This window comes from Ruegeria sp. O6, from assembly GCF_056535045.1.
The window spans coordinates 1-18,127 of the sequence record NZ_JBQERM010000026.1; the positions used below are offsets into that span (position 1 = coordinate 1).

At 54.8% G+C, this 18,127-nt stretch carries 17 protein-coding genes; 8 read left to right on the plus strand and 9 right to left on the minus strand.

Annotation, left to right across the window (positions count from 1 at the left end):
* Positions 1 to 294: 294 nt before the first annotated feature.
* On the minus strand, positions 295 to 1,515 hold the full coding sequence (locus ACR0DY_RS19395; RefSeq protein ID WP_480483854.1) for a flavin-containing monooxygenase: 1,221 nt from the start codon (positions 1,513 to 1,515) through the stop codon (positions 295 to 297).
* 24 nt (positions 1,516 to 1,539) lie between these two features.
* Positions 1,540 to 2,619, minus strand: a complete 1,080-nt coding sequence (locus ACR0DY_RS19400; protein WP_480474843.1) for a class I SAM-dependent methyltransferase — start codon at positions 2,617 to 2,619, stop codon at positions 1,540 to 1,542.
* 117 nt (positions 2,620 to 2,736) lie between these two features.
* Between ACR0DY_RS19400 and ACR0DY_RS19405 the strand changes: the two genes are divergently transcribed.
* On the plus strand, positions 2,737 to 3,753 hold the full coding sequence (locus ACR0DY_RS19405; RefSeq protein ID WP_480474842.1) for a GlxA family transcriptional regulator: 1,017 nt from the start codon (positions 2,737 to 2,739) through the stop codon (positions 3,751 to 3,753).
* 272 nt (positions 3,754 to 4,025) lie between these two features.
* Here ACR0DY_RS19405 and trpS read toward each other — a convergent pair whose 3' ends face one another.
* From trpS to ACR0DY_RS19435, 6 genes are all read right to left on the minus strand, one after another.
* Positions 4,026 to 5,027, minus strand: coding sequence for a tryptophan--tRNA ligase (trpS, locus tag ACR0DY_RS19410; RefSeq protein ID WP_480547638.1), 1,002 nt, complete (start codon positions 5,025 to 5,027; stop codon positions 4,026 to 4,028).
* A 288-nt stretch (positions 5,028 to 5,315) separates the two neighbouring features.
* Complete coding sequence (locus ACR0DY_RS19415; protein ID WP_480483851.1) at positions 5,316 to 5,948, minus strand: tyrosine-type recombinase/integrase; 633 nt, start codon at positions 5,946 to 5,948, stop codon at positions 5,316 to 5,318.
* A 332-nt stretch (positions 5,949 to 6,280) separates the two neighbouring features.
* Positions 6,281 to 7,060 (minus strand): IclR family transcriptional regulator, encoded by a 780-nt coding sequence (locus ACR0DY_RS19420; RefSeq protein WP_480487430.1) that lies wholly within the window; start codon positions 7,058 to 7,060, stop codon positions 6,281 to 6,283.
* 11 nt (positions 7,061 to 7,071) lie between these two features.
* The gene (locus ACR0DY_RS19425) at positions 7,072 to 8,430 is read right to left on the minus strand and encodes a TRAP transporter large permease (protein WP_480547640.1); all 1,359 of its coding nucleotides are present in this window, start codon (positions 8,428 to 8,430) and stop codon (positions 7,072 to 7,074) included.
* Entirely contained in the window at positions 8,430 to 9,095 is a 666-nt protein-coding gene (locus ACR0DY_RS19430; RefSeq protein ID WP_480487433.1) for a TRAP transporter small permease, read from the minus strand. Before ACR0DY_RS19430 ends, ACR0DY_RS19425 begins: the two co-directional genes overlap by 1 nt.
* A gap of 66 nt (positions 9,096 to 9,161) precedes the next feature.
* Complete coding sequence (locus tag ACR0DY_RS19435; protein ID WP_480483847.1) at positions 9,162 to 10,400, minus strand: TRAP transporter substrate-binding protein; 1,239 nt, start codon at positions 10,398 to 10,400, stop codon at positions 9,162 to 9,164.
* Between the two features lie 109 nt (positions 10,401 to 10,509).
* Here ACR0DY_RS19435 and ACR0DY_RS19440 point away from each other — a divergent pair, with 109 nt between their 5' ends.
* Complete coding sequence (locus tag ACR0DY_RS19440) at positions 10,510 to 12,105, plus strand: GMC family oxidoreductase (RefSeq protein WP_480483846.1); 1,596 nt, start codon at positions 10,510 to 10,512, stop codon at positions 12,103 to 12,105.
* A gap of 1,118 nt (positions 12,106 to 13,223) precedes the next feature.
* Here the strand turns inward: ACR0DY_RS19440 and ACR0DY_RS19445 are convergent.
* Complete coding sequence (locus ACR0DY_RS19445; RefSeq protein ID WP_010442296.1) at positions 13,224 to 13,457, minus strand: hypothetical protein; 234 nt, start codon at positions 13,455 to 13,457, stop codon at positions 13,224 to 13,226.
* 135 nt (positions 13,458 to 13,592) lie between these two features.
* Here ACR0DY_RS19445 and ACR0DY_RS19450 point away from each other — a divergent pair, with 135 nt between their 5' ends.
* From ACR0DY_RS19450 to ACR0DY_RS19475, 6 genes are all read left to right on the plus strand, one after another.
* Entirely contained in the window at positions 13,593 to 14,345 is a 753-nt protein-coding gene (locus ACR0DY_RS19450; RefSeq protein WP_170772338.1) for a Crp/Fnr family transcriptional regulator, read from the plus strand.
* Between the two features lie 473 nt (positions 14,346 to 14,818).
* A complete protein-coding gene (locus ACR0DY_RS19455; protein WP_480547650.1) occupies positions 14,819 to 15,100 on the plus strand; it encodes a hypothetical protein in 282 nt (93 codons plus the stop codon).
* A 3-nt stretch (positions 15,101 to 15,103) separates the two neighbouring features.
* On the plus strand, positions 15,104 to 15,457 hold the full coding sequence (locus ACR0DY_RS19460) for a hypothetical protein (protein WP_010442293.1): 354 nt from the start codon (positions 15,104 to 15,106) through the stop codon (positions 15,455 to 15,457).
* A complete protein-coding gene (locus ACR0DY_RS19465; RefSeq protein ID WP_480827130.1) occupies positions 15,447 to 16,301 on the plus strand; it encodes a hypothetical protein in 855 nt (284 codons plus the stop codon). Before ACR0DY_RS19460 ends, ACR0DY_RS19465 begins: the two co-directional genes overlap by 11 nt.
* Before the next feature lie 92 nt (positions 16,302 to 16,393).
* The gene (locus ACR0DY_RS19470; protein ID WP_480898985.1) at positions 16,394 to 17,593 is read left to right on the plus strand and encodes an N-acetyltransferase DgcN family protein; all 1,200 of its coding nucleotides are present in this window, start codon (positions 16,394 to 16,396) and stop codon (positions 17,591 to 17,593) included.
* The gene (locus tag ACR0DY_RS19475; RefSeq protein ID WP_480547648.1) at positions 17,590 to 18,048 is read left to right on the plus strand and encodes an alanine racemase; all 459 of its coding nucleotides are present in this window, start codon (positions 17,590 to 17,592) and stop codon (positions 18,046 to 18,048) included. Before ACR0DY_RS19470 ends, ACR0DY_RS19475 begins: the two co-directional genes overlap by 4 nt.
* Positions 18,049 to 18,127: the final 79 nt, after the last annotated feature.

The window sequence follows — 18,127 nt, forward strand, 5'->3', positions numbered from 1 at the left end:
GAAACGCCGCTTGCTGCATCATCAGAACGCGGCGTAGATTGAAACTGCGGCGAGCCTGATCCTCCTAAGCCAATCAAACGCTCGTGTTCCAAATCATTCGATGACGGACAGTATCAGGTTTCACATCAATGAGGCGCTCAAGACCTACGTCCCGCAACAGATGGCTAGGCAATTCATCCATGCAGCAATACTTCCGTTTCCGGCGCAGTAAGTGTCTGAAGAGTCGGTAAGCGTTCGTGATATGCAGCCGCCAACCCCTTGGCGGCGACAACATCAGTGCGGAGTTTGAAAAGTTCATCGCACCGCTCCTTCCAAAGACTGAACGCCTTGATTTGCTCCTTGTGACAGATACCCTGATGATTGAGCTTGGGACGACGCATTGGCACACGCTTCGATTTGGTTTGCAATACGACTTGCGCTTATGCCTGCTGCGTGGAAAAATCCCTGAAACAACAATCCGTACCCAGTGAACCAAAGACCGGGATTTTGAGGATCTTCCTGACCCATTGGATGTAGTGGATAACCCTTGTTGTCCAACGCACCCATGTGCCCGAAGAGTTCATCCAGATCTGCTCCATATCCAGTGGCGCAGATCACCACGTCGGGGTGGAGCTTTCGACCGCTGGCCAGTTCAACGGCGTGGGGCGAAAAGCCGACGGTTTCGCTGACGGCCGTAAACTGACCAGATTTCAGCGCAGAAACGAATCCATCATCCAGAGCGAAGGTAACTCCGTCTTTCAGCATCCGGGAACCACCGCCCATGACATGGCGGCGCAGGCCATAACGGCGCAAGTTTCCAAAGAAGGCACGCTGCATGATCGAAAAGATCGGATCGAGTGACCATTTGGGGAATAGCGTGAACAGGTTGGCCAGCCGCTGTAACGAAAAGCCGAAGACGCGCGATGGCAGGATCGATGGCCCATGCCTGACCGATACCCAGACCTGGGCCGGATTGCTGCGCGACAAATGATTCAACACATCTGTGCCTGAGTTGCCGGCCCCGATGACAAGGACTTTCTTCCCGTCGTATTCACTGGGGTCACCAAAGTCGGCGGCGTGAACGATTTGACCGCCAAACTCCTCCATGCCCGGCCAAACGGGCATATCAGGCACTTTCTCCCGCCCCGTTGCGACAATCAGGTGGGCGCTGAAATAGGTGCCCCTGTTGGTTTCGATCTGCCAGATGTCGTCTTCACGGCGGATTGACAGGACACGGGTCTCGAAATGGATATCGGAAGCAAACTGACGCGCATACTCGCTCAGGTAGTCGACAACAGCATCTCGGGGCAAAAAGGTGTCCGCTTTACGAGGTGCGTGATGTCCGGGGAGGCTGGCGAAATGGCGATGAATGTTCAGTCGCAACTTCGGATGCCGTGCGCGCCACGGGTCGGCCACCCTGTCGGACGCTTCCAGAATGGTGAACGGGATATTCCGGGCGCGCAGCTCAAAGGCCGCAGCCAGCCCGGAAAGACCGGCTCCGATAATGATGGCGGTTGTTGAATGAGGAACTTTCATTTGAGAACTCCAAAAACAGTGCGCTTAACGGCGCGCGAAAAAGTATGCGTTGAGTTGATCATGAGGCAGGTGATGGGTCTTGACCTGACCGAAGCCTGCATTGGCGAGATATTCCTGTGCTGTCTCAATGCCCCACATTGCACCGAGGCCTGGCCCGCCTTGTCCAATCGACACTGGGGTACAGTGCATCAGCGACAGGGAGTAAAGCAGGGGCGCAAACGGATTTTGGATATTGGTTTCCAGGTTCCGGGACCCGCCTATATCTTGCATCAGGAACAATCCGTCCTCGGCGAGCGAGCGGTAGACAAGGTCCAATAGTCCCTGCGGGTCTTTCTGGTCGTGGACCGCATCAAACGCTGTGATCAGATCGAAACTTCCCAGAGAATTGATTTTGGAAAGGTCCTGCGCACGAAACGTTAGGTTCTTCAGACCCATGCGTGCCGCTGAGACTTGCGTTTCAGTAAAGGCGTCCTCACATAGATCGATCCCGACAAAGCGGCTTGCGGGGAAGGCCTGTGCCAGTTCCATCATCGCGCGGCCCGCACCGCAACCTACATCCAGAACATCGATGCCGCGCTCAAGACGTTCGATCAGGCCAGGTTCCACAGGAAGGATGTGCTCGATCAGGGCTGATACCACCAGCTGGGCGCTGTCTTCTGCCATCACTTCGTGAAATCGGCAGTAGTCATGGTAATGGGTGCCCGCACCATCTCGAAACCGCGCGACCATATCTTCCTCGACCGAAGCCATGACACCAATGAACTGGCAGGTTACAGCCATGTTGTCGGGTTTTGCCGCATGGGTAAGCAACGCCGCGTGTTCAGGGGGAAGAGTGTAGGTTCCAGCTCCGGGGGCGTATTCGACCACGCCCGATGTCACCATCACGGCCAACCATTCGCGTACGTAGCGCTCGGCCAAGCCAGCCTTCTCGGCCAGAGTTGAGGAGGTGGCGTTAGGTAAATCGGCGAGCGCGTCAAATAGATGGGTACGGTGACCAATCGACGTCATCAGCGCGAGCGCGGCACTATTTAATGTGCCGACCATCTGCTCACCAAAGCGCTCTGCCTTGGCCTCATCAAAAGTGACTGCTGCTTGTTCGTTCATGTGGTTTCTCCGGTACTATTAGGGTTCATCTCGTCTGTTTCTGCGTCGGTATTGCCGCAAGCTTGCGAGTCGTGATATGCCTGCAAATGACCAAATCGGTGAATATCGGACATATCGATGCCAGCATTCAAAGCTCCCTGCCGTACAGTGGTTGTGACTTTGCCCTGCGTCGGAACCTCGACGGCTTACAGTATTCTCGATGCGCTCGCTTCGGTCGGCCGGGATTGGGAAATGCTGCATGGGGCCCGTCCCAAGGCGAAGGTTTTTGACGCCCAGATGTTGTCGGTAGATGGAGCACCCTATGTCGACATCAACGGACGACGTATCACGCCGGACGGATCACTGGCCGAATTTGGTCAGCCTGACTTGGTAATCGTTCCTGACCTGCATCTTGCGCCTGACGCACCGTTGCCAGATGAATTCGCGGTTGTGGTCCCGTGGCTTATCAAGGCGCATGCTGACGGCGCGATCATAACTTCTGTTTGTTCTGGTGCGCTCTTACTCGCGGCGGCAGGATTGCTGGATGGGCTTGATGCCACCAGCCATTGGAGTTTCTGTGATGTCATTGCCCGGAAATTCCCGGATGTCCGCGTGCGCCGTGAACGGATTCTGATACCTGCGGGTGACGGGCACCGGATCGTGACGGCAGGCGGAGCGTCTGCGTGGGGTGATCTGGTTCTGTATCTGGTCGGCCGAGTTGCTGGCCAGGATGAGGCCCGACGCCTCGCCAAGATTTATCTGCTCCAGCCTCACACTGAAGGACAGTTGCACTACGCTTCTTTGACTGCGGGAGCACAGCACGAGGATGCTCTGGTTGCAGATGCTCAGGTTTGGGCCGCGGATAACTATGCCCTGCCAACCCCGGTTACCGCCATGGCCGCCCGAAGCGGTTTGACGGAGCGTAGTCTGTTGCGGCGGTTTCGCAAAGCCACGGGGCAGACGCCAGTCGAGTACATTCAGACTCTCAGGGTAGAGGAAGCCAAGCAAATGCTTGAGACGACCGATTTGCCCATCGATGAAATAGCTGCTGAAGTTGGATATACCGAGCCATCAAGCTTCCGAAATGCCTTTCGAAGATATGTGGGTATGCCGGCTTCAGCATACCGCAAGAAACGCTTGCCATCCCATCAGTGATCAAGGGCAACCCAAACCGGACCTTCAAAATCGTGCTTTGCAAACTCCGAGTTGCGGGATGGAGCCGACTTTTGCTCACGCCGCTTTTGCTGACGCAGAAACCCCTCGCAGGCGCGACACGCCATTTGTTGCATCGCAGAGGATTTCTCGTTTGCGGTCATTCATCGGCGCAAAATTCGGCCTAATCCAAATCTCTCTTTCGCCGCAGCTTTGGTCGACACACGAGGAGCGGACGAAACGGACCTTCATCCGGATCGCCCGCCACTGCCCGCCTACAACTGGAACAGACCCAAGGCACTAACCACATCGCGCTTTGTCGCCTCGGTGCGCTCTCGCGCCCGTTCCGTGCCCTCTTTGATTACCTCAAGGACGTATCCCCGGTCCTGGGAGAGCTGTGCCCTACGCTCGCGAATTGGGGCGATGAGCTCCTGAAGGATAGCTTCCAGACGCGCCTTGATCTTGCTATCGCCAAGCCCGCCTCTCTGATACTTGGCCTTGAGCTCGGCAAGCCCGTCCTGGTCCGGATCGAAGGCGTCGAGATAGGTAAAGACGACATTGCCCTCGATGCAGCCGGGGTCTTCGACCCGCAAATGGTTCGGATCGGTAAACATCGCCCTGACAGCATTTCGGATCTCCTCGGACGACGCGGACAGCGCAATGGCGTTGCCACCAGATTTCGACATCTTGGTCTTGCCGTCGATACCGGGCAACCGGCCCACCCTGGGGATGATCGCCCGCGCCTCGGGCAACACGGCGTGGCCTGAGGTTGCGTTGATGCGCCGCACGATCTCGTTCGTTTGCTCGATCAACGGGGCCTGATCCTCGCCGACCGGCACGACCGTCGCCTTGAAGGCTGTGATGTCCGCCGCCTGTGCCGCCGGATAACACAGAAATCCGGCGGGAATATCCCGTCCGAACCCGCGCACGCGAATTTCGTCCTTGATCGTCGGGTTCCGTTCGAGCCGCGCGACCGTGACGAAGTTCAGGTAGAGCATCGACAGCTCCGCCAACGCCGGAAGATGCGATTGCAGGCAGATGGTGGTGCGACAGGGATCAATGCCCACGGCCAAATAGTCCAGCGCGACCTCCATCACGCTGCGCCGCACCTTCTCCGGGTCATGGGCGTTGTCGGTCAGGGCTTGGGTATCCGCCAGCAGCAGGAATTGTTCATGGCTGTCCTGATAGCGCAGTCGGTTTGCAAGCGAGCCTGCATAGTGCCCGATGTGAAGCGGCCCCGTCGTGCGGTCGCCTGTCAGAATGGTTGGTCTGTTCATTTGCGTCTTCCCATGAAACGAGAGAGGCAGCGCATCGGGAAGCTCGGAAAACAAAAGGCCGCCCATGCGGCGGCCTCGGAATACGTTTGGTCATCCGGCCACCTTGTTAGGAGGCCAGCCACCAAGTCGTTGCGATTATCGTAGTGTTTTCCATAGAACTCTGCCTATCGTCGGCTAGATCACGCGTCAATCAAATGGTAGACAGGGGCTCGATCCGAACCGCTGCTGCGGCGCGAACGCAGGTCCGGTTCGGATTGGCGAACGGCAAGTGCCGCCCGCCAACGTGGTTCAAATGTCGATTTGCTCGGCGATGCTCAACGCATCTTCCAGCTCAACGCCAAGGTAGCGCACGGTGCTGTCCACTTTGGTGTGACCAAGTAGCAGCTGAACTGCGCGAAGATTGCCGGTCTTTCGGTAAATTTCGGCCGCCTTTGTCCTGCGAAGCGAATGGGTGCCGTACCCGCTCGGTTCTAAACCAATCGCCGTCACCCAGTCGCGGACGAGCCGACCGTACTGGCGCGTCGAGATGTGCGGGCGGTCATGGAACCGACTCGGGAACATGCACCGGCACGCAAACATCTCGGGCGACTTGACCCAAGCCAGGACAGTTTCGCGCGTGTTTCCCGTCAGTTCGAATTGAACGGGCCGCTTGGTTTTACTCTGGATCACAGAAACTCGCTCCCGCACGCGGTCATCCTTGACCAGATCAGCAACCGCCAGTTTCACCAGATCGCATCCTCGTAGTTTGCTGTCGATAGCCACGTTGAAAAGCGCAAGATCGCGCAGGTTGCCCGACAGTTCGAGCCGCGCGCGGATCGCCCAGACCTGTTTCGGCAACAGTGGTCGTTTCTGGCCGATGATCCGGCCCTTGTTCCAGGCTCTTCGTTTCGGGGTGACAGCAGGAAGTTGGACTCTTGGCATAGTGCGCCCTCCAATCCTCCCGCCAAACCCAGACATCAGCACCGTGCTGACGCCTCAATTTACTTGTGATTTGAATGGCCGTTGTCGGTTGCGCGTTCTTTGGGAAACGCTGCGGATGCATTGGGCCGTTCGGAGCCCAGAGCGGCAGATGCTGCACCAGCCAGGAATGGCAGCAGTGCGCAAATGTTGACTCTACAACGCTGAACGAACGGCGCACACTGGACTTTGATCACACTCTCACTCACTGAGGTGCAGAATTCTCCAAACCGGTCGATTACCGAATTCGCAGTTGGTAAAAAAGTTTACGTTTTGACTGTCATCTCCGGTACTAGTCACTCGGTCAAAAGAGCCGAAAGCTCATCCGCCCCTTTTTGCAGTATTCCCAGAAACGACATCAGACTGTTGACGTCATGACGTTGTGTCGGCGCGTGAACCGAAAGCGTGCCTACCAATCGGCCTTGCCCATCCTGAACGGGTACAGCTAGGGCAGTCATTCCGGTCATGAATTCCTCGTCATCGGTGGAATAACTATTCTCAGTGATACGTTGGATCTCCGCTCGCAGCGACTTGGGATCAGTCAGTGAGCGCTCCGTCTGAGGTTGTAGATTTCCCGCTGAAAGAAAACCGCCCAGCGTTTTTTGCCGAAGTGTGGACAGGTACATCTTGCCGCTGGCCGTACAATGGAAGGGTACCTGAGTACCAACCGGAAGTTGAATCCGCAGTGGCCACTTCGTTTCCACCCGGTCCAGATAGATCATCCCCTCTCGGTCTGGAATGGCGAGATTGCAGGTTTCACCAACCTGCTCGGCGACGCTGCGCAAGATCGCCAGACGCGCCGTACGCAGGTGCTCGGAAGACATCGTATTGACCGAAAGCAATCGCAGCCGGTGTCCAGGGCCGTATGAACGCCCATCCAGATCGCGCTGCAGGAAGCCCTCGGCTTCTGCGGTTTGCAACAGGCGGTGGATGGTTGGCTTGGCCAGGCCCAGTGACTCGATCAGGTCTGACGGTTTGACGGCGACCCCGCGTCGCGCAACCTCCTCAAGGATGAGAAGAAGGCGCAAGTTGGTCGGTATCTGTGTCTCTTTATCTTGTGTTTCCGTTGCGGCCATTCCTTAACAGTCTAGTTATTTGGCAGCAGGATCAAGGCCAGATCGGGCACAAGTGACACCAAAATCCACACCGACAGCAATGCGACCAGATAAGGTACTGTGTACCGCAGCAGCCGGAAATAGGGCACTCCGGTCACGCCAGAGGCCACATACAGGTTTAAGCCATATGGCGGAGTGATGAACCCGATAGACGCCCCCACGAGGAAGATCACTGAGAAATGGATCGGATCAATTCCAACTGACGCCGCAATCGGGGCAAGGATCGGGGCCAGAATGATCGTCACAGGCAGGCTTTCCAGCACCATGCCCGAGAAGAAGACGATCACCATCGAGGTGAACAGAACCGCATGGTACCCACCCATTGAGGTTACGAAATCCCCAATGGTCTGCTGTGCGCCAAGCAAGGACAGGATCTGCTGCATCACCACCGAAATCGCGATCAGCGGTGCAAGAATTCCGGTGATCTGGGCCGAACGGATCACGATCGATGGGATCTCGGGGATAGTAAACCCTTCGACTACGAACATCTCGGCATAGCTCTTCTCGGTCGGCGAAATATCATTCCGCGCGCCCATGATCCGGTTGATCGGATAGCTGACCAATCCTGCGATCACACAGAATCCAACCGTCACGCCCGCTGCTTCGGTCGGAGAGAATTTGCCCGTATAGATGCCCCAAAGCACCAGTCCAATTGCGAAGAACCCAAGCCATGCACCAAAGGCGGTTTTCAACACTCGGTTCAGCTGTAACGGGATCAGATGCCCCCAACCGTTTATGCGGCAAATGATCCAGCACGCGAATTGCATGCCAAAGACCATTAGTGCCCCCGGAAGGATGCCTGCAACGAACAGTTCGGAAATCGGCAGGTTCATAAGAAATCCGTAGACGATAAAGATAATCGACGGAGGAATGATGATGCCCACCGTACCACCCGCCGCCGCTGTGGCCGCGCTGAAACGTTCGTCATAGCCGCCTTTCACCATCTCGGGATGCAGCATTGAGCCAATGGTTGCTGTCGTCGCCGAGTTGGATCCTGAGATTGCTGCGAACAACCCACAGGCGCCAAGCGAGGCCATCGCCAGCCCGCCGCGTATCCAGCCCAGACAGGCATAGGCGAAATCGCTGAGACGCCGCGCAATACCCGATTTGTTGATCAGGTCTCCGGTCAGGATGAACAGTGGCATCGCCAACAGGGCAAAACCCTTGTTGAACACGTTCAGCAATTCGGCACCCATGTTGTCCAGCGTCAGGCCAAGGACAAATGAACAGCCTATGACCCAATAACCGATGACCAACAGGACCGGCACGCCCAACATGAACAGAAAAGTGACCCCAAGCGAGATCAGTGTGACCATGGTTCCATCTGTCATCAGTCTGCTCCGATCACGGCCTGCTTGATCAGCGGCTCACCTGTTTTCCAGTTGTGCAGATCGTCGGCGAGGTTTTGAAACACCCGACCGACCATCAGAAAGAACGACAGTGGTGCGGCCAGAAGGAACCACCACTGCATGATATTGTCAGTCCCCAGAACGATCTGAAAGTTCGATGCCGAAAGGGCGACTAGCCGGGACGTGGTCACGATGACGATCACTGCGAATATGAACCACAGCAAGGCGTCAAGGATCAGGCAGGCCAATTGACCACTGCGCGGCATGGCAGAGCGGAATTCGCTAAAGCTCAGATGTGTACGTAGGCGGACGTTATACGAGGCCCCGAACCACGCCATCACCATGAACAGCAGCGGCGGAATAGTGGTCGACCAGGGCTCTTGATCGTTGAACACGAACCGGTCGATCACGCCCCAAAAGATGATCAAGGCAATGGCAAGGTAGGAATACACCATTACCGATCGTTCCAGATGCCGTTCAATGAAGGGCACGGCCCGATAGATCAGCATGATCACGAACCCGCCCAGAGCCGAGACAATCGCGCCCAACACCCAGGTCGCGTCGGATTCCAGTGCGGATTGAATCTCGAACGAATCCTGGCTGAGAAAGGCGCTGAAAATTGCGCCTATGTCTGCCCAAAACGACATGTACCCCGTCCTCCCAGTCGGTAATTGGATGAACCGGCCCGCCTGGGGCCGGTTCGTGTAAGTTTATCAGGCTTCGCCCTTCCACCAACGGCGCGGCTCGACATTTTCCGGTAGTGTATCGGCTGGAATCTCACGCGCGATGTCATAGATTTCCTGATAGGTATCGATGCCACCTGCCCATTTGTTCAGGCGTTCACGCCATTGCGCCCAGGGCTCGGGGTTGTAGTTTGGGGCGCACATTTCCTCGGCCAGTTTGATCTGATCATCCGCCAGAAATGCCGGGCGCACGCCGTTTTCGGCAAAGATCGTGTCAGGCAGTTGCGGGTCCGAGAAGCCCACGGTGTTCAACAGCGCCGCCTCATTCGCGCCCTGAATCAGCGCCTGCGTAAAGTACGAAGATTCCATCACAGCATCCTGTAACTCGCCGCTCAGCCCATCAAACACCTTTGCTGACATTGAGGTATGTTCGGTTCCGCAGAAGAATTTCAGGTTCACTGACTGCGAGACCACCGGCGCCATGTTGGCATAGGCAACGGCCGAGGCCCATGTTTCGGCCCCGTCGATCAGACCAGTCTTGAGCGCGTCCAGAGTCTCTTCCCATGCCACCGGCACCGGGTTCAGGTTCAATAACTGCATCGCAATCCGGCCCAACTGCGTGCCGGTCACGCGGTTTTTGGTGCCAAACAGTTCTTCCAGTTTGGTGACGGTCGGTTTGTCTGAAAAGGTCGATCCCATTTGCAGACCGCGCAATTCGCAATGAGTGAACAGGAACTTCAGCCCATGCCGTTTCTCCAGCGGATCACGCAGGATGCGCTGGCTCGCCGGGCTGTAGAAGAAATGATACTGTGCCGCGCGACTGGGGAACATATACGCGTAATCCAGCACGTTCAGATAGGGCGCACCGCCGGCAGAGTTCTGGGTCGATGCCGCATAGATGTCGACGATACCCTGCTGTGTCTTCTCAACACAGCTCAACTGTCCGCAGATCTGATTGTCACCGATGAATTCAATCCGAATCTCGCCATCCGTTCGCTCTTCCAGATCCCGTGCGAACTCGATTGCGCCTGCGCGTTCAATCAGCAGGTTGCGGGTGTTGAAGCCCGACGCGCCGAATTTCAGCGTGTGCTTCGGTTCTTTCGAAAAGCGTTTCTCGTAAGTTGATTCGGCAGCCTGTGCCAGATTCGCCAGGCTCATTGCGCCACCGAACCCGCCTGCTGCCAATAAGGTCGAGCTCATGCCGTAACGGCCCGCAACTCGGAAGAAATTCCGACGCGAAATACCACTTAGTTTCCGACCAATCTCCATTGCTTACCTCCCTGATCACAAATATTGAGACGTTTTGTATCAAAAAAGGCTAGTATAATTCGATCAACTTGCATAGAGTTTTTTTCAGCAACTTTCGGAGGAGGCAGTCATGGAGGTGGATTATGCGGTTGTTGGCGCGGGGTCTTCGGGCTGTGTCATTGCCAATCGGCTAAGCGCTGATCCCAATACGACGGTTGCGCTGCTTGAGGCTGGTGGCCGCGATACGAACCCGTGGATTCACATCCCTGTTGGCTATTTCAAAACAATGCACAATCCATCGGTCGACTGGTGTTATCGGACCGAACCCGATCCCGGCCTGAACGGTCGATCCATCGATTGGCCACGCGGTAAGGTGCTGGGTGGGTCATCCTCTTTGAATGGGTTGCTATATGTGCGCGGCCAGAAAGAGGATTACGACCGTTGGCGTCAGATGGGCAACGAAGGTTGGGGCTGGGAGGACGTGTTGCCACTGTTCAAACGCTGCGAGGATCAAGAGCGCGGCGAGGATGAATTCCACGGTGTCGGTGGACCTTTGTCTGTGTCCAACATGCGCATCCAACGTCCCATCTGCGACGCGTGGGTCGCTGCAGCGCAGGCCGCAGGTTATCCGTTCAATCCAGACTACAACGGGGCCGAACAAGAGGGCGTCGGGTACTTTCAGTTGACCACCCGCAATGGTCGACGCTGCAGCGCAGCCGTGGCGTATCTAAAACCTATCCGGGGTCGTCAGAACCTCAACATCATTACCAATGCCTTGGTAGCGCGGGTGGTTTTAGAAGGGAAAAAGGCAACCGGACTGGTTTATCGGGATCGTTCGGGTGCTGAACAAACTCTAAAAGTCCGGCGCGAGATCATTCTGTCCGGTGGGGCGATCAATTCCCCCCAAATTCTGATGTTGTCGGGAATCGGAGACCCAGATCATCTAAAGGAAAACGGTATCGAACCGCTGCACGCCCTGCCGGGTGTCGGCAAGGGTTTGCAGGATCACTTACAGGCGCGGCTTGTGTTTAAATGTAACGAGCCGACTTTGAATGACGAAGTCCGCAGCCTGTTCAATCAGGCGCGAATTGCCCTGAAATACGCGCTGTTCCGCGCAGGCCCGATGACCATGGCCGCCAGCCTTGCCACCGGTTTCATGAAAACCCGCCCCGAGGTTGAAACCCCCGACATTCAGTTTCACGTCCAACCCTGGTCCGCTGACAGTCCTGGCGAGGGAGTGCATCCGTTTTCAGCGTTCACGATGTCGGTGTGCCAACTGCGCCCGGAAAGCCGCGGAGAATTGCGGTTGAACGGTCCCGATCCGTCTAAACACGTCAAAATCGTCCCTAACTACCTGTCCACGGAAACGGATTGCAAAACGATCGTCGATGGCGTGAATATCGCACGTGGGATTGCCAAACTGGCCCCTCTGGCTTCAAAAATTTCCGAGGAATTTCGACCGACGGCAGAGCTGAGTTGCGACGATTACGAAGGCACGCTAGATTGGGCCAGATCCAACACCGCATCAATCTATCACCCAACCGGAACTTGCGCGATGGGAAGCAATGGCATGTCCGTTGTCGACGCAAAACTAAATGTGCATGGAATAAAGAACCTAAGGGTAGCTGATTGCTCCATTATGCCGGATATCGTCAGTGGCAACACTAATGCGCCAGCAATTATGATAGGCGAAAAGGCAAGCGACTTGATAAGTGCAGATGCCTGACAGTCCCTCCGTCTTGTCCGCATGCCATGCAAAATGCCCAAAACACTCGCAACCGATGGATCAGTGCGCCATTCGCGCAAGCTCAAGCTGTTTGGTCGGTGGAGTCTGGTCGCAACTTGCGCTTTGCCTAACTCATGACTCATGAGTCATGACTGACAGTGATCTGGGAGCGACCATTGGTCAATGATCTGTGGAGCATCTAGCGCAGGGACTTAACACCACACCAACCTCGCGAAGCATGCATAAGCGGACGCAGACACTTTCCTAAAGTTCAACTCTTAACGTCCGCTTTCCTATTTTTAGGCGTACAAGTACTGCACTTGCTGAGATAGACATACACAGCCCTGGGTCGCGAACTTGAATGTTCCCTAATTGTCTGGGTGCCGACACTGCGTCGGTGAACGCTATTGGCTGCTAAGTCCGCGACTTGTAAATTCCCACCTCAATAAATGCTGCGCGATGCGCGAATGGCCGAGATCGCCGCCGCGTGGCGGCGCGGACTTTTTCGCCTGCGCAGAAAATTCGCTACACTATGCACACGCAGCGTAAATTTGAGAGGGCCGCTCAGGGCTCTCCTTGCACCTTCGCCGCTCGATGCACGAATGTATGCTATCGGGAAACACTACCATCCGCGTCATTGCCCGCAAATGGGTAAGACGCGGGACAAACCGGACTTGTGCGATTGCGGCAATTGCTGACGCGGCATTGATTTGCTGTCGCAGCACATTCATCGCTGCGTTGCAGCTGTTGTCGCCAGACCGGTCATTCAAAGCTATGATGATGCGATACTATCAAACTGTAGTTTCGAGGCACATAGGATCAGCAACTTAGACGCCGAACAAAGCCAACGTTTGCGTTGTCGCAGGCAGTGCAGCAGGACAGGCCATGCGGGCCTTCAGCCAGTAAGCAAATTCTCGTTGTGGCTCATGCAGGTGGCGGGGAAGAGGGGGTAATTCGCGGTCGTGGAATTTTTCATTAAGTTGAGATATTGCAGAGATTGGATCTTTGGTTCTTGCTTCGTGTTTGAATTGATCGGGAACGAAGCACCAATAGTGCTTCTATTTGTTGTTATGCTTTTTTGACGAGCGTAATCTTGTTTTTCTGACAGGAAATTAACGTTACTGCCGAACGCGATAGCCGGAAGCAATGATCTTGTTTATCAGAACAGCGGCGGCCTGGTGCATGTCCTTTTCATCGTTATTGCCGACCGCTGTTTCGTGGACAGCAGCTGCGTCATGCAGAACTCCCACAATTTCATGTTCGGGCAGAAGCTCACGATCTTTAATTGCAAGCAAAAGCGCTTCACAAATTGAGAGTGCGGCCATTCCTGAATGGTCTTGCCGGTCAGCCATGGTAGACGTCCTTTTCTAACAGGCGTCCAAGCATGGAAGCGCCACGATGAATTGCACCATACTGGCATAGATTGCTGTATACTTAACTGATCGAAAGCAGTCTTGGCGTCGGATAGTTTCGCGGGCTGCTCATCGATGAAGGAAGAACACTTGCGCACTATCAAAAATAGTCCACTCACCCGAAAGCTTTCAAACTTCGTCGCTCTGACTGAGGTTGAACTTGCGGTATTGGCACGCCTGCACAAGCGTCGCAGAACCTTTGAAGCCGGACGTGACCTTGTGCATCAAGGGCAATCAGAGCAGGCGGCCTACATTCTGGCCTCGGGCTGGGTTTGTTCCTACAAAACCCAGACTGACGGGTCGCGTCAGATCGTCGATTTCCAAATACCGGGTGACTTTCTGGGCTTGCGAAGCGTTCTGTTGCACACCTCGGATCACAGCATAGAACCAATCATGGAAATCCAAGCCATTGAAGTAGTAGTGGATGATCTCCTGGAAGCATTTGCGCAGACGCCCCGGCTGGCGACAGCAATTCTTTGGGCGGTCTCCCGAGATGAAGCGATGGTGGTTGAGCACCTGGTCAACATAGGACGGCGAGATGCGGGTGAGCGCATGGCGCATTTTCTTTTGGAACTTGGTGTGAGGTTGACTCAGGTCGGGATGGCAAACAAGACGGGATACACTTGCCCCCTGACACAATACCACCTTGCCGATGCGCTGGGACTGAGTGCCGTGCATGTTAATCGTGTCCTACGGCAACTGCGGGAGAAGGGGTTGGTTACTTTTCAATCCGGGCAAGTGGCATTTGATGATTATGACGGACTGGTGACGTTGGCCGGTTTTGACCCCACTTATCTGGATCAGACCGGGCCACTGTTGAAGCAATAGGTTCACCCCTTCAGCGATGCCGGGATTTTGATGATAGTTGCCTGGTTAGAGACGCCATTCGCTTCGGCAGATTTTGGATTTCACCGAAAAAGAAGCGCAAGATAAATACAGTCCGATTGCGGTACTGGATTTCCTGCGCTTCTCAAATACTCGTTAAGAACACGCCAGCAAATATCCCGCCAACACACATCACGTTGCCGGAATCCAAACATCGTTGCACTGACGCAGGTTAGTCAATTTTTGGCAGTACCTGATCCTCGGGCACCAAATGCATTTGAGATTCCAATAAAATCTCAGGTCATTGGCCGCAGACTAACATCGATCAGCGCGCGTCTGCCATTTGCACATTATTCTAAATTACAACGCCAGTACTACCGCAGCGCTTACGAGCGTGTACCGCGGCAGACTGCGCGGGGAAGATCCAACAAACTATATGGAGGACCAAGGTGAGCACGAGATCGTCCAGTTCTTTGGTGACGTTTTCAAATCCGTTCTCTTTGTCCGGCTACCCGGATGAACTTCCTGCAGGCGAGTATGAAGTAGTTGTTGTTGAAGAACTACTGCAGGGCCTGAGTTTCGAAGCATATCGCAGAACCGGAACCTACCTGACAGTTCAGGGCAAAGGCAGCAAGCCAGGCCGCACGGAAATGCGCCCAATTGACCCAGAAGATTTTGAACTGGCGCTCAAGCAAGACCAAACCTTGGCCACATCTAACAATGACAGCGATGCGGCGCTTTCCCCGCAGGAGGAATAGATTATGAACACGCCCGAATGGCTTAAACCCGGAATCTACGGTGCTCTGATCGGCGGGGTTTTCGTAGGCGTCGTTGGATTTTCTTGGGGTGGATGGATGACCGGCAGTAACGCGGACAAGATGGCCAACGCCATGTCCCGCGACAATGTAATCGCTGCGTTGGTTCCGATCTGCGTCGACATGGCGAGAACTGACACCCAACGCGCCGAAAAAATAACGACGATCAAAGAAGCTACTTCTTTCAAGCGAAAGGATGCCGTTATGGCAGCCGGCTGGGCAACGGTACCGGGATCCCAAACCCCCAACAAAGATCTGGCACAGGCCTGTATCGAGGGGCTGAACCTGGATGGATCGTAACTCAATCACTCAACATTCGGACAACGTCGTTTGCACCAGGACAAATCGAAAAAATCAGCACTGGTTTTACTCTCACTTCATGACGGCGCTGTTTGTTGGCGTTTTCAGCTGCTTGACGGGCTCCCTTATCTCATCAAGTCCCGCATCGGCAGAAACAAATTCGATCCCGGATAACGCGCATCCCAATAAGTATGGCGACGGTTGGGAATGCGATTTGTCCTATCGGTTGGAAGGCGAAGAATGCGTGGCCATTGTCGTGCCGGGAAATGCATACCCCACAAACAGAACCTACGGCTCAGGGTGGGCATGTATGCACGGCTTTGTTGAAGTTGGCGGCACCTCATGCACTGAAGTGATTGTGCCTGAAGGTGGATATCTCGATCCATCAGGTGAGAGGTGGCGGTGCCTGCATGGATACACAAGAGTAGACGATAGCTGCCAGAAAATCGTGGTGCCGGATAATGCTTACCTGACGAATAGCACTTATGGATCTGCATGGCGTTGCAACCGTGGCTACGAAAAAAACGGAGAAGCATGCGTGGCAGTAGCGGTACCGGAAAACGCTTTTCTGAACGCATCAACCAGCGGGCGTCCCTGGACGTGCGAGCGTGGGTATTTTGAGCGCGACGGACGATGCGATGCCGTCTTTGTGCCTGAAAATGCTTTCTACGATGACGCGATCCATGGAGTTGGATGGAAATGCGAACGTGGCTACGAGGCGTCCGGTGATCGCCGCAATGCAATCGAGCTACCGGCAAATGCCCATATCGACCGATCCGGCAATGGGTGGCAATGCCACAAAAACTATCATCGATCAGAAGGGCTGTGTGTTCTGAACCAGTGAGAATTCAGACAGAAAGCCCACTTTCCCAAACTTCACAATTTTTGCCCGTCCTTACCAAGGACGCGCGTTTCACAATCTAAAAAGGAACAAATATGAAACCCGTACCCATTGCGTCGGATACCAAGCAGTTCATTGCCAGCGATGCGCAAAAGCTGGCGCTGGAACAAGCAGTTTTTCCAGAGCTTCACCGCAAGACACTCGTGACAGATACACCGACTGCAATTGTGTATTGCGAAGGAAACTTCGCAAAGATCGATGGCAAGACGGCTAATGGTCTCGTTCGACATTCACAGGCCTATCGCGTTCTTTCGGTGATCGACAGCACGTATGGCGGTTGTGACAGTGGCAAAGTGCTTGATAATATCGCAAATCAGGTTCCCATCTTCGATGATCTTGATGCCGCCGTCGCTAATGAAGCTACGATCCCCGACACTTTTATTTACGGAATGGCGCCGGCCAGCGGCAGAATGTCCCTTGAGGATCGCGAAGTTGTTGTGGATGCGATAACGCTCGGAATGAACATCGTCAGTGGGCTGCATGAATTTCTTAGCGATGACAAGGAGCTCGCCGGATTTGCCAAAATTCACGATGTCACGATACGCGACATTCGCAAGCCGCGGCCAAATCCCGACCTGCGCCTGTTAGATGGCAGTGTTGGAGACGTCCAGGCGATCCGCATCGCGGTGTTCGGCACCGATTGTGCAATTGGAAAGAGTACAACCGCGACAATCCTGACAAGTGCCCTTAACGCGCATGGGATCAAAACAGTTTTGGTCGGTACCGGCCAGACAGGATTGATGCAGGGCGCCAAGTATGGTGTCGCGATGGATTCGGTGCCGCCGCAATTTTGCTGTGGCGAGCTTGAGCGCGCTGTTGTTGCAGCATCTGAAGATGAACACCCGGATGTCATAGTGATCGAGGGCCAGGGCGCGCTAAGCCATCCGGCCTTTTGCACATCAGCCTTCATTCTGCGAGGCAGTCAGCCACATGCAGTTATTCTTCAACACGCGCCCAAACGAAAACGTCGATGTGATTTCCCCAACATGACAATGCCCGACCCTTGCGATGAAATCACACTGATCGAGGCTTTTGCGAACACAGAGGTAATTGGCATGACGATCAACCATGAAGGAATGAATGATATTGAGATTTCAAAGGCCATCACAGACTATAACCGCAAATTGTATCTCCCGGTCACTGACGCATTGAACCGTCCTCCAAAAAACTTGGTGAATATGGTTCTATCTGCCTTTCCGCGCTTGCAACCCGTACGTGCTACGACGATTGAATGAGCAAGCTGCGTATTGACGTTGATCTGGACAAAATTCGGTACAACACACGGTTCCTGGTCGACCACCTTAGACCCCGCGGAATTACGGTGACAGGTGTGACAAAAGCCGTTTGCGGTCATCCTGAGATTGCGAATGCTATGCTTGAAGGTGGCGCGACAGGGCTGGCGGACGCGCGGATCAGCAATATCATACGTATGCGCGATGCTGGGATCTCGTGCTCCATATCCTTGATCCGAACGCCCATGCTGAGCCAGGTCGCGCAAGTTGTTGATAACTGCAATGTCAGCTTCAACACAGAAATGGACATTATCGCAAGCCTGGCCGTGAGTGCGCTGGGAAAGAACATTACTCACAGTATTATCCTGATGGTGGAAATGGGGGATATGCGGGATGGCATCTTGCCTGAACACCTTGAGCGCACTGTGTCCGCCATCAGCACCCATGGAACAGACTAGGTTGATTGCGTAGCGGAGGATTTCAGGCTCATCGTAACCATCAGAGAGTGGAGATGAGAATGAAATCCGGGAAACAGAA

Excerpts from the sequence above, each read along its gene's own strand:
- ACR0DY_RS19395 (WP_480483854.1), bottom strand. The coding sequence starts at position 1,515 with ATGAAAGTTCCTCATTCAACAACCGCCATCATTATCGGAGCCGGTCTT.
- ACR0DY_RS19400 (WP_480474843.1), bottom strand. The coding sequence starts at position 2,619 with ATGAACGAACAAGCAGCAGTCACTTTTGATGAGGCCAAGGCAGAGCGC.
- ACR0DY_RS19405 (WP_480474842.1), top strand. The coding sequence starts at position 2,737 with ATGCCAGCATTCAAAGCTCCCTGCCGTACAGTGGTTGTGACTTTGCCC.
- trpS (WP_480547638.1), bottom strand. The coding sequence starts at position 5,027 with ATGAACAGACCAACCATTCTGACAGGCGACCGCACGACGGGGCCGCTT.
- ACR0DY_RS19415 (WP_480483851.1), bottom strand. The coding sequence starts at position 5,948 with ATGCCAAGAGTCCAACTTCCTGCTGTCACCCCGAAACGAAGAGCCTGG.
- ACR0DY_RS19420 (WP_480487430.1), bottom strand. The coding sequence starts at position 7,060 with ATGGCCGCAACGGAAACACAAGATAAAGAGACACAGATACCGACCAAC.
- ACR0DY_RS19425 (WP_480547640.1), bottom strand. The coding sequence starts at position 8,430 with ATGACAGATGGAACCATGGTCACACTGATCTCGCTTGGGGTCACTTTT.
- ACR0DY_RS19430 (WP_480487433.1), bottom strand. The coding sequence starts at position 9,095 with ATGTCGTTTTGGGCAGACATAGGCGCAATTTTCAGCGCCTTTCTCAGC.
- ACR0DY_RS19435 (WP_480483847.1), bottom strand. The coding sequence starts at position 10,400 with ATGGAGATTGGTCGGAAACTAAGTGGTATTTCGCGTCGGAATTTCTTC.
- ACR0DY_RS19440 (WP_480483846.1), top strand. The coding sequence starts at position 10,510 with ATGGAGGTGGATTATGCGGTTGTTGGCGCGGGGTCTTCGGGCTGTGTC.
- ACR0DY_RS19445 (WP_010442296.1), bottom strand. The coding sequence starts at position 13,457 with ATGGCTGACCGGCAAGACCATTCAGGAATGGCCGCACTCTCAATTTGT.
- ACR0DY_RS19450 (WP_170772338.1), top strand. The coding sequence starts at position 13,593 with ATGAAGGAAGAACACTTGCGCACTATCAAAAATAGTCCACTCACCCGA.
- ACR0DY_RS19460 (WP_010442293.1), top strand. The coding sequence starts at position 15,104 with ATGAACACGCCCGAATGGCTTAAACCCGGAATCTACGGTGCTCTGATC.
- ACR0DY_RS19465 (WP_480827130.1), top strand. The coding sequence starts at position 15,447 with ATGGATCGTAACTCAATCACTCAACATTCGGACAACGTCGTTTGCACC.
- ACR0DY_RS19470 (WP_480898985.1), top strand. The coding sequence starts at position 16,394 with ATGAAACCCGTACCCATTGCGTCGGATACCAAGCAGTTCATTGCCAGC.
- ACR0DY_RS19475 (WP_480547648.1), top strand. The coding sequence starts at position 17,590 with ATGAGCAAGCTGCGTATTGACGTTGATCTGGACAAAATTCGGTACAAC.